The organism is Kitasatospora sp. NPDC057198 (assembly GCF_042670125.1).
In the GTDB taxonomy this organism is placed as follows: Bacteria; Actinomycetota; Actinomycetes; order Streptomycetales; family Streptomycetaceae; genus Kitasatospora.
This window is the reverse complement of the sequence record NZ_JBHUWH010000266.1, coordinates 1-10,760: the sequence shown is the minus strand read 5'-3', so window position 1 is coordinate 10,760 and position 10,760 is coordinate 1. Positions and strand designations below refer to the sequence as shown.

Here is a 10,760-nt window from a genome sequence, read left to right as displayed (position 1 = left end):
CGACCGGGTCGTCCCCCGCGGTCCCGGCGGCCGACCGTGCTTCCCGCGCGGATTCGCCGGGTCCGTCTCGCACACCGACCGCCTGGCGGTCGCGGTGGTGCTCCCCGGTGCGGCGGGGGTGGGCGTGGACATCGAGAGCGCGGCCATCGGTCCTCGGGTGGCCGCGTTCGTCCTGCGCGAGCGGGAGAGGCTGGAATTGCTGCCGCCGGCCGGGAAATACGCGCCGCGTGATTTGTTCGCGGCCAAGGAAGCGGCTTTCAAGGCACTGTCCGGCGCCGGGCCCCCGGGCGATCTGCTGTTCTGGCGGATCGAACTGCGCCCGGCCGGCGGTGCTTTGACCGCGTCCTACCGCGGGGTTCCGGTGACCGTGTGGACCAGCTCCGTCGAGGACCTGTCGCTCGCCGTGGCCGTTTCGCCCGGATGAATTCTCCACAATGCACGGCCAGGCATGCAGATATCACTATTTCCTGATCGGTCGGATTGATAGCCTCCCGAATGTCCGACAGAACGGCCGGCGGAGGGCTCGGAGAACGAGCGGCGATCACGGGGGGCTGGTACGCGTCATGACGAAGCCTAAGGTGCCGAACAGGCTGTTACGGGGACTGCTCGCCGAGGCGGGCTGGACCGAGGACTTCTTCGCCCGGCAGGTCAACGCGGTGGCCGCCGAGTCCGGTGTGGTGATGAGACTGGACCGGCGATCGGTGACGCACTGGCTGGCCGGCCGGCGCCCCCGTCCGCCGGTGCCCGAGCTGATCGCCGAGGCGATCTCGCGCAGGCTGCGCCGTCCGGTCGGCCTCGCCGACCTGGGGCTCGCCCGTCCGGGCGCCGGCTCGGCCACCGGGCCGGGCACCGGTCCGTCCGCCGGTCCGTCCGCCGGGCCGTCCGTCCGGGAGGGGTGGGAGCCGAAGGCCCGCTCCCGGGCCGCCGCCGGCCGGGCGCCGGACGCCGGCGTGCCGTCCCGGGACGTCGGTTCGGTGCTGACCGGCCTGGCGCAGTCCGGCGAGAGCCGGCGCTGGGCGCTGTCCACCACCGCCTACCGCGTCGCCGCCCTCGAGGTGCCCGGGTGGGCGCAGGCCGTGGCCGGTTCGTCCGGGCTGCCGCCCTGGCCGGACCCGTCGTGCGCGCAGCGGCTGGAGCCGGGGCAGGTGGCCACGGCCGAGCAGATGGTGCGGCTCTTCTCCGACCTCGACGACTCCTTCGGCGGCGGCCACGCCCGCTCGGAGCTCTCCTGCTACCTGGCCTTCGACATCGCTCCCAGGCTCCACGCCGCCGGGACCCCGGCGCTCAGGCGCAGGTTCTTCGCGGCCGCCACGCAACTCACCTACCTGGCCGCGTTCATGTGCTTCGACGAGGGGTGCCACGGGCTGGGCCAGCAGTACTACCGGGCCGCCCTGAGGCTGGCCGGCGAGAACAACGACCCGGCCAGCTACGCCGTCACCCTGCGGGGGCTGTCGGTCCAGGCGCAGAGCCTGGGCCACCGTCAGCAGGCCGTCGACCTCGCCGAGTCGGCGGCGGCGATCAGCAGGGCTGCCGCCGGGCCGGCCCGGCAGGCGTTCTTCCTGGGGCAGGTCGCGGTGGCCGCCGCCGCCGCGGGGGACCGGCGTCACGCGCTGACCGCGATCGCGGCCGCGGAACGGCTCCTGGACCGGGCGTGCTCCCGGGCGGCGGTGGACGACGGCGGCGCGACGGGCCGGTACCACCCCGCGTCGCTGGCGAACCAGGAGGCGGCCGTGCGGGCGCTGCTCGGTGACCGCACGGGGGCGATCGCCGCGCTCACCGAGGCCGTCCGCCACCGTCCGCAGCGGGAGCGCCGCTCGCGCGCCCTCGACCAGGCGCGGCTCGCCGGGCTGCACCTGGACCAGGGGGACCTCGACCGGGCCGTCACCGTCTGGCACGCCTTCCTCGACGACTCGGCGTTCCTGACGTGCGGGCGCGCCACCGCCGCGATGAACGCCCTGCGGTCCCGGCTCCGTCCGCAGCGCACCCACCGCGCCGTCAGGCAGTTGCTGGTCCGCACCGCCACCGCCTGGACTCCGGAGACGGTGGCCTCGTAAGTACCGATGACGTCCGATCCAGCCATCCGAGGTGAATGACCGTGAATCGAACGATGCGTGTGGAGCGTTTCCCCGTCGGCGGGGTCCGGCCGGGGGAGATCGTGGTGGCCACCGGGGCGACGCACCCCGAGCGGGGAGCGGTCGGCTCGCCGGCGGCTCCGCTGCTCGCCGCGGCGCTGGGCCGTGGCGAACCCGACCCCGGCGGGCGGCGGGTCCGGCTCGGTCCGGTGCACGGGACGGCAGGAGCCCCCGGCACCGGTGACGCGGTGCTCGTGATGGCCTCCTACCTGGAGGCGGACGGCCGGGCCGTCGGCCTGGGCGCGGCCGCGCACGCGGACGACCGCGCGGCCGTGGACGCCTGTGCGGAGCTCGTCGGGCGGTGGGCCGGGCTGCTGCGCTCGCGCCGCCTGCTGGTGGCGGCGCCCGAACCCGACTGCGCGGGCGCCCGGGCGGGTGTCGAGGCCGCCCTCCGGGCGGCCCGCGGGGCGCGGCGGGACGGCCGGGTGCACATGTACGGCCGGCCGGTCGCCGCGGTGGACCGGATCGGGCTGCTCACCGACGCCGGTGTCGCGTTCGTGGACGATCTGGACGCCGTGCCGGACGACGGGGCGGTGGTGTTCCCGCCGCACGGCGTGCCCCTGCCGGTGCGGGCGGAGGCCGCCGCCCGCGGGCTCCGGGTGGTGGACACGACCTGCCCGCTGGCCGCGCTGGCCCACCGCGACGTCGAGGCGTACGCCCGCCGCGGCGACACGGTGGTGCTGATGACCGGGGCCCGCGACACCGCGGGGGAGTGTGTATCGGTGTCGCAGGCCCCGGAGTCGGTGCTGACGATGCGGAACGCCGACCAGGCGTCCGACCTCCAGCGGTTCGGGGTTGATCCGGAGCGGCTCTCCCTCGTGGTGCAGACCGGGATCTCCGTCGACGAGGCGGCCGGGATGATCACTGCTCTGCGCGAGCGCTACCCCCGGGTGCGCGGCCAGCACTACGACGCGCTCTGCTACGCCGCCACCGACAGGGCGGCGGCCGTCCGCTCGGTGGCCGGGGCCGTCGACCTCGTGCTGGTCCTGGGGGCCGCCGACGATCCGGACGCCGCCCATCTGGCGGCGGAGGCCGCCGCGGGCGGCCGGGCCGTCCGCCGCCTGGCGGCCGCGGGTGATCTCACGGCCGACGCGCTGACCGGGGTGAACGCGGTCGGCGTGGTCCCCGCCCGGTCGGCGCCCGGGGCGCTGCTGCCCCAGGTGCTCGACGCCCTGGCGGGGCTGGGGCCGCTCGCCGTCACCCACCGGGAGGTCGTGACCGGCCCCCGCCCGGGTGCCGGCGGCGCGGTGCCCGGCCTCCCCGCCCGGCAGGGCGGGAAGGCCGTCGGCGCGTGAGGTCCGGCTCATGACGCGGCGTTCGCCGGCTGCTCTCCGCCGGCCTTCGCCCCGGCCTGCGCACCGGGCGCCTTGATGTTCGGCAGGGCCAGGGCGGCCAGCGAGGCGACCACCATGATGCCCGCGCAGATCAGGAAGGCGACGCTGTACCCGTGGACGAGCGCCTCGACGGGGCTGGAGTCGCCGGCCGCGTCGGTGGTCGCGGTGGCGGCGATGGTGGTCAGCACGGCGATGCCGACGGCTCCGCCGACCTGGCGGGAGGTGTTGAGCAGCCCGGAGGCCGCGCCGGCGTCCTCGGGATCGACGCCGGAGGTGCCGGTGAGCGTGATCGACAGCAGCAGGAAGCCCAGGCCGATGCCGATGATCAGGGTCGGGCCGAGGATGTGGGCCGTGAAGACCGGGGGACGGGCGGGCACCGCGGCCAGCCAGGCCATGCCGGCCGCGACCACGAGCCCGCCCAGGACGATCAGGTTCCGGGGGCCGAGGACGAGGACGAGCTTGCGGGAGACGAAGCCGCCGACGATGACGATGAGGGTCACCGGGACCATGGCCATGCCGGCCCGCAGGGCGCTGTAGCCGATGGCCTGCTGCAGGTAGAGGGAGATGAAGAAGAAGGAGGCGTTGAGGACGACTCCCAGCATGAGCATGATCAGGTTTCCGAGCAGCAGGCTGCGCAGCCGGAGCAGTGCCCGGGGGACGAGCGGCTGGGAGCTGGTCAGCTGCACGACCACGAAGCCCGCGAGGAGGAGCGCCGCCGCGCCGAGGGCGATGAGGACCTTGGAGGACCCCCAGCCGTCGGCCGACGCCTGCGACAGCCCGTAGGAGAGCACCCCGATGCCCAGCGTCACGCAGAGGCTGCCGGGGAGGTCGAGCCGGACCGGCTTGGTGCCGACCCGGGCGGGGAGCAGGCACCGGAATGCCGCGACGAACAGCGTGATGCCGGGGAGGATGTTGATGAAGAGCACCCACCGCCAGTTCAGCTCGCTGGTGAGCACGCCGCCGAGGAGCACGCCGGCCGTGCCGGCGAACGCGATGGTGATGCTCCACACGGCCAGGGCGCGCTGCCGCTGGGTCTCGTCGGTGTGACTCGTGGTGATGAGGCTCAGGCTGGTCGGGGTCAGCGCGGCGGCGCCGATGCCCTGGATGAACCGGGACACGATCAGCATGGTCGGGTCGGTCGCCACGCCGCCCGTGAGGCTGGCGGCGGTGAAGACGACCAGGCCGAACAGGAACACCCGCTTGTGGCCGAACAGGTCGCCCGCCCTGGCGGAGAGCAGCAGCAGGCCGCCGAGGGTGACCAGGTAGCCGGTGACGACCCACTGCTGCTGGCTGACCGACATGTCCAGTGCGTCGTGCATCTGCGGCAGCGCCAGCGTGACGATCGTGGTGTCGAGCACCACCATGAAGAGCGCCACGCACGAGATGGCCACCACGACGCCGAGCGGGAGGTTCGGCCGCAGGACCGCGGGAGCGGGTGGCGGCGGTGGGGATGCAGACATTGCGCCTCCAGGTGAACACCGTTCACCGTGAACGTTGTTTACTGTGAACGCTGGTCACGCTAGCTGTATGCTCGGGGGGCTGTCAACGATGGAGCGACGCATGCTGCTGCGAAAGGCCGACGTGGTCGAAGGCGCCCTCGGATTCCTCGACTCCGACGGGCTCGACGGACTGACCATGCGCAAGCTCGGGGCTGCGCTCAACGTGCAGGGAGGGGCCCTCTACCGGCACTTCCCGAACAAGGCGGCCCTGCTGGAGGCGATGGCCAACAAGCTCACCGAGGGCGTCGGGGCCCCCCTGCCCGAGGCCCCCTGGCGCGAGCAGCTCTACGTCCTGGGCCAGCGGTTCCGGGCGGCGATGCTGTCGCACCGGGACGGAGCGCGCCTGGTCAGCGGCACCCACGCCACCGGCGCCAACTCGATCGCCGCCGGCAGCCTCGTCGTCGACGTCCTCTGCGGCGCGGGCCTGGCGCCCGCCCAGGCCGGATCGCTGGCCTTCTCCCTCTACTACTACGTGCTCGGCCACACCATCGACGAACAGAACCAGACCCACGCGCCGGACGGGGAGTGGGAGGGCGGCGGGAGCCGGCTCGCGGACGCGCTGTCGCCCCGGTACGCGGAGGCGTTCGCATCCCTCCTGAACACCGACCCGGAGGAGCGGTTCGCGTACGGGCTCAACACCTTCATCGAGGGCGTCGCGAGCCGGATCCCGCCGGCCGCCGCCACCGCACCGCGGACGTCCGCCCCCGGCGCCGGATCGCGGTGAGCGCCGGGCCGCGGGCGGGCACCGGACCGCGGTGAGTGCCGGGCCGCCGGGCGGGCGCCGGTCCGCGGTCGGGCACCGGGGCCGGCGGCGGCGTCAGGCGGCCGACCAGCCGCGGAACCGGCGCAGCCCGTACAGCAGCGGCGCGGGGGCGCGGTGCCGCACGATCCTGCGGGCCCGCCCGAACACGGTCACGTGGTCGCCGATCTGCTGGGTCAGGACCACGGTGCAGTCGACCACGGTGTGCGCGTCCCGCACCAGGTGGGGCCCCTGCGCCTCGGGGTCCTGCTCCCAGCGCACCAGGGCGAACCGGCGCGGGTCGCCCGAGCCGAACAACTCGGCGGTGGGCCGGGCCCCTTCGTGCAGCAGGTTGACGGTGAAGCCGCCGCGGTCCAGGGCGGCACCGAGGGTCTGGCTGCCCGCGCGCAGGCACACCAGGAGCGTCGGTGGGTCGAGCGCGACGCTGCACAGCGACGAGACGGTCATCCCCCGCGGGGCGCCCATGGCGTCGACGCCGGTGACCACGCACACGCCGGTGGGGAAGCCGCTCATCATCGCGCGGAACTCGTCGGGGGTCGCCGTGGGCAGGGCCGGGGCGGCTGCGGTCGCGGACTCGAACACGGGGCTGCCTTCCTTCGCGGGGCGGGAGGCCCAGCCTGGTGCAGCCCGGGTCGCCCGGCCGGGCACCGGAAAGAAAGGGGCAAGGCCCCGTCGCACCCGGCCGGCCGCGGCGCCGGGGGGCGGACTGCGCACGGCGGATTCATCCGCCCCCGGCGTGCAGAACGCACGGGAGTGAATGTGCCGCGACTCTGGTGCGGTGCATTTTCGGACCGTTAAAATTCCCACACTTCCTGAGTTCATTCAGTGCCCGCAGGGCCGAACGAGGTTGCACGGGGGTCTCTGTGAGGGGTGGAGCGGCGGATCGGGTCACGTTCGTCCGCTGGCCGGCCGAGCGCGATCTGCGCGAGCGCTGCGAGGCGCACGGACGCCCCTGCCTCCTGGTGGTCGAGCACGGTGCGCCGCCGCCGGAGAGCGTGGGCCTCCACGAGGACTGGGTGCGCCCGCCGATCGTCCCGGAAGACCTCCGGGCCCGGGTCCGGCAACTGACCGCGCGGACTTTCCTGAGGTCGCGGCCGGTGCTGGATCCGGTGGGGGTCCTCTACTTCAAGGAATCGTCCGTCACGCTCTCCGTGACGCAGTGCGAGATGCTGGCGCCGCTGGTGGGCCGCTACGGGCAGACCGTCTACCGGACCGAACTCCGGGACGTCCTGGAAAGATCCGGAGTCAGCTCCTCCAGCAATGCGCTCGACCTGCACGTGATGCGGCTGCGCCGGCGCCTGTGCGCCGCCGGGTTGGCCGTGCGCAATGTCCGGGGGCGCGGTTTCGTCCTCGAGCCCGCCTGAGGCGTGCAAAATGCACGGGGGTGCGGGTGGAACGCACATTGCGGCATGCGGGAACGGGTCGATAATCTGGAACCAATGCCTGCGCATTGCAGACATTTTACTGTTCCGGGAACATGTCGAAACCCGCCGGAGAGGCCGTGGAACCCATGGGTGCGCACGCGCGAGCGGCCGTCGGCCCCGATGCATTCGCCGGTGCGGTGCGGGACGCCGGTGGACGGGGTCCGAGGGCCCGTTTCCGAACCGCCCGTCCGTGGAACGCGGAACGGCGGACGAATTCCTGACGACGTTCCGGCACCACCTCGGGAGATGAACGGCCCATGGCCATCGAGGGAGCACCCCTTCGAGTACAGCTGCTCGGACCGGTGCGCGCCTGGCGGGGCGGGGCGGAGGTGCCGCTGGGCCCTCCCAAGCAGCGCGCGGTGTTCAGCGTGCTCGCCAGCTGCGCCAACGAGGTCGTCGGCGTCGACACCATCGTCGACGCCCTGTGGGGCGGTGACGTCCCGCAGACCGCGGTGAACGGCGTGCACACCTACGTGGCCGGGCTGCGCAGGGCCCTGGACCCGGGGCGCGGCCGGCGCCGGGCCGACGGGATCCTCGCCTCGGTCTCCGGCGGGTACTGCCTGCGGGCGGATCCCGACCAGGTCGACGCCAAGCTCTTCTCCCGGCGCTACGCCGAGGCCCGCCAAGCCGTCGACACCGGGACGTCACTGTGGCTGTACCAGGAGGCCCTGTCGCTGTGGCACGGCGAGGCGTACTCCATCATCCCCGGCCCGTTCGCCGACCTGGAGCGCGCCCGCCTGCGGGAGATGCGGCTGGCGGCCGTCGAGGAGTGGGCCGCCGACATGCTGGACGCGGGCCGGCATCCCGAGATCGTCACCGAGCTGAGCTCCGCCGTCGACCAGGAGCCCCTGCGCGAGCGGCTGTCCTGGCTGCTGATCCTGACCCTGTACCGCAACGGCCGCCGGGCGCACGCCCTGCAGGTGTACGAGGAGACCCGCAGGCTCCTGCAGCGCGAACTGGCCATCGAGCCGGGCATCGAACTGCGCACCCTGCACCACCGGATGCTGCGCGAGCACCCGGGACTGCTCACCCACGGCGGCGAGCCCTCCGACCCGCTCCTGCCCGCGGTGCCCACGCCGCACCAACTCCCGCCTCTCACCAGGGTGTTCGAGGGCCGCGGTCGAGAACTGGACCGCTTGCAGGACGTCTTGGAGGACGAGATGTCACGGCAGGACGGCGCCACCCCGGTGGTCGTGGTCGACGGCCCCGCGGGGGTGGGCAAGTCGGCACTCGTGCTGCGGCTCGCGCACCGGATGCTCGACCGCTTCCCCGACGGCCAGCTGTACGTGGACCTGGGCGGTACCGTCCCGGGCGGCCGGCCGATGAGCGCGGCCGACGCGCTGCGCCGGCTCCTGGGCAGCCTGGGCATCGAGGACGCGCGCATCCCGGACGACCCCGCCGCCTGCGCCTCGCTCTACCGGACGGTGCTGCACGACCGGAGGATGCTGGTGGTCCTGGACGACGTGCACAGCGCGGAGCAGCTGCGGCCACTGGTCCCGCAGGGCCCCGGCTGCGTCCTCGCCACGAGCCGCCGCAGCCTCGCCGGCCTCGCGGCACGGGACGGCGCGCACACGATGGTCGTCGGCCCGCTGGCCGACCCCGAATCGGCCCGGCTGCTCGTCGCCCTGAGCGGTGGGCGGCTGGACGGGGAGCACGGGGCCACCGCCCGGCTGGTGGCGTTGTGCGGCGGGCTGCCGCTGGCGCTGCGCATCGTCGCCGGCCGGCTGGCGGCCGACGCCGGCGTCCCGCTGGACACGGTCGTCGAGCAGTACACCGCCGAGCACGGCCTGCTCGACCTCCTGACGGTCGACAACGACCCGCGGGCCAGCGTGCGCGACGCCTTCGACGCCTCCTACCGGGCGCTGCCGCCGGAGGCGGCCCGGATGTTCCGGTACCTGGGCCTGCACGGCGGGCCGTTCACTGAGCAGATCGCCGGGACGCTCGCCCAGACGGACCGCAGGACCACGCACGGCCTGCTCCGGCTGCTGGCCGACCGCCACCTGCTGGTGCCGCAGCCGGGCCGCAGGTACGGCTTCCACCGCCTCGTCCGCGCCTACGCGGCCGAGCACGCCGAGCAGGAGCGCCCGGTCTGCCGCCAGGCGGCGCTGTCCCGGCTCCGGGAGCTGGGCCCGGCCGTCCCGCACGCGCACCTGCCGGCGCGGTCGCCGCTCGACCGCGGCCAGTCGGTCCGCGCGTCCTGAGGGCGGGCCGCCGACCGGTTCTCGGCCCTCAGCCGGAGGGCAGCACCGCGTGCAGCACGAAGCCGCCGTCGGCGGCGGGGGCGGCGGTGAAGGTGCCGCCGAGCAGGGCGGCGCGCTCGCGCAGGCCGATCAGGCCGTGGCCGCCGCCGGGGAGCGGGGTGCCGTCCTCCCCGGGGCCCGGCGGGCGGGCCGGCGGGGGGCCGTTGCGGACCTCCACGTGCAGCTTGCCGCCGCGGGCGGCGACCTTGACGGTCACCGGGGAGCCGGGGGCGTGCTTGCTGATGTTGGTCAGGCCCTCCTGGACGGTGCGGTAGGCGGCCCGCTCGACGGCCTCCGGCCAGGGCCGGCGGCCGGGGTCGAGGCGGCTGGTGACGGCCAGGCCGCTGCCCTCGATCAGCCGGGGCAGGTCGGCCAGGGTGGGCTGCGGGGCGAGCGGGGTGCCCCGGACGCCGGCGGCGCGCAGCACGCCGACCATCTGGCGCAGCTCCTCGAGGGTGCGGACGGACAGCTCGCGGATGGTCCGGGCGCCCTCGCGGGCGGCGGGGTCGGTGCTGGAGACCTGGAGCGCCCCGGCCTGGATCGAGATCAGGCTGACCTGGTGGGAGACCACGTCGTGCATCTCGCGGGCCAGCCGGGCCCGCTCGGCGGCGAGCACCTTCTCGGCCAGCAGCCGGCTCTCGCGCTGCCGGCCGGCGGTCAGTTCGGTGACGCGTTCGGCGAGCTCGCGGCGGGTGCGGGCGAGCATGCCGAGGGCGGCGGGCCCGGCGCCGAGCATCACCGACTGGATGGCGTACAGCGCGTTGTCCCGGCTGAGTTCGAACAGGCCGGGGTCGAACGGCCAGTGGAAGAACTCGACCAGCGCGAAGGCGGTGGCGCAGGCGACCGGGACGCGGGGCCGGGGCCAGGCGGCGGCGACCGCGTAGACGCCGGTGAGGGGGGCGAGCCAGATCTCGTTGAAGAACGCCCCGGGGAGGGTGAGCAGGGCCACCGGCAGCGGGTGGCGGCGGCGCCACAGCAGGACGACCGCGGACAGCGCGGAGAGGGCCAGCTGCCAGGGCGCGGAGTCCCTGGCGACCAGGGCGGAGTCCATCGCGGCGAGCAGCACCGGGGCGAGCAGGGCGGTGCGCGGGGAGCGCAGCCAGGCCGGGGCGCGGCGGCGGGGCGCGGCGGGCTCCTCGGGGGTCACTCGCCGTCCCGCCGGTCGCGGACCAGCCCGGCGCGGTGGGCGATGACGGCGGCCTGGACGCGGTTGGCGGCGCCGAGCTTGCCCAGGATGGCGCTGATGTGGTCCTTGACGGTGCCGGTGCCGAGGAACAGCCGGTCGGCTATCTCGGCGTTGGACAGGCCCTCGCCGAGCAGCGCCAGCACGTCGAGCTCGCGGCCGGTGAGCCGGCCGGTGAGGTCGGCGGC

10 protein-coding genes are annotated in these 10,760 nt (G+C 74.8%); 6 read left to right on the top strand and 4 right to left on the bottom strand.

The window, feature by feature from the left end:
• The 3 genes from ACFUEL_RS25900 to ACFUEL_RS25890 form a co-directional block, all read left to right on the top strand.
• Positions 1 to 424: 4'-phosphopantetheinyl transferase superfamily protein (locus ACFUEL_RS25900; protein WP_380239161.1), on the top strand; the 424-nt coding region annotated here is incomplete at its 5' end.
• Positions 425 to 563: 139 nt separating this feature from the next.
• Positions 564 to 2,054: a hypothetical protein gene (locus tag ACFUEL_RS25895; RefSeq protein ID WP_380239160.1), complete on the top strand. Its 1,491-nt coding sequence runs from the start codon at positions 564 to 566 to the stop codon at positions 2,052 to 2,054.
• A gap of 53 nt (positions 2,055 to 2,107) precedes the next feature.
• Positions 2,108 to 3,427 carry a hypothetical protein gene (locus tag ACFUEL_RS25890; protein ID WP_380239159.1) on the top strand — a complete coding sequence of 440 codons (1,320 nt, stop codon included), beginning with the start codon at positions 2,108 to 2,110 and terminating at the stop codon, positions 3,425 to 3,427.
• Between the two features lie 8 nt (positions 3,428 to 3,435).
• Here the strand turns inward: ACFUEL_RS25890 and ACFUEL_RS25885 are convergent, their stop codons facing one another.
• Complete coding sequence (locus ACFUEL_RS25885; RefSeq protein ID WP_380239158.1) at positions 3,436 to 4,926, bottom strand: MFS transporter; 1,491 nt, start codon at positions 4,924 to 4,926, stop codon at positions 3,436 to 3,438.
• A 100-nt stretch (positions 4,927 to 5,026) separates the two neighbouring features.
• Between ACFUEL_RS25885 and ACFUEL_RS25880 the strand changes: the two genes are divergently transcribed.
• The gene (locus tag ACFUEL_RS25880) at positions 5,027 to 5,689 is read left to right on the top strand and encodes a TetR/AcrR family transcriptional regulator (protein ID WP_380239157.1); all 663 of its coding nucleotides are present in this window, start codon (positions 5,027 to 5,029) and stop codon (positions 5,687 to 5,689) included.
• Positions 5,690 to 5,782: 93 nt separating this feature from the next.
• Here ACFUEL_RS25880 and ACFUEL_RS25875 read toward each other — a convergent pair whose 3' ends face one another.
• Positions 5,783 to 6,307 carry a flavin reductase family protein gene (locus ACFUEL_RS25875; protein ID WP_380239156.1) on the bottom strand — a complete coding sequence of 175 codons (525 nt, stop codon included), beginning with the start codon at positions 6,305 to 6,307 and terminating at the stop codon, positions 5,783 to 5,785.
• Between the two features lie 380 nt (positions 6,308 to 6,687).
• On the opposite strand from ACFUEL_RS25875, the gene ACFUEL_RS25870 reads away from it, so the two are divergent.
• Positions 6,688 to 7,089 (top strand): winged helix-turn-helix domain-containing protein, encoded by a 402-nt coding sequence (locus ACFUEL_RS25870; protein ID WP_380239155.1) that lies wholly within the window; start codon positions 6,688 to 6,690, stop codon positions 7,087 to 7,089.
• 317 nt (positions 7,090 to 7,406) lie between these two features.
• Positions 7,407 to 9,350: a BTAD domain-containing putative transcriptional regulator gene (locus ACFUEL_RS25865; RefSeq protein WP_380239154.1), complete on the top strand. Its 1,944-nt coding sequence runs from the start codon at positions 7,407 to 7,409 to the stop codon at positions 9,348 to 9,350.
• 28 nt (positions 9,351 to 9,378) lie between these two features.
• On the opposite strand, the gene ACFUEL_RS25860 is transcribed toward ACFUEL_RS25865, so the two are convergent.
• A complete protein-coding gene (locus tag ACFUEL_RS25860; protein ID WP_380239153.1) occupies positions 9,379 to 10,536 on the bottom strand; it encodes a sensor histidine kinase in 1,158 nt (385 codons plus the stop codon).
• Positions 10,533 to 10,760, bottom strand: a 228-nt coding sequence (locus ACFUEL_RS25855) for a LuxR C-terminal-related transcriptional regulator (RefSeq protein ID WP_380239152.1), incomplete at its 5' end; no start/stop codon positions are given. The genes ACFUEL_RS25855 and ACFUEL_RS25860, both read right to left, overlap by 4 nt.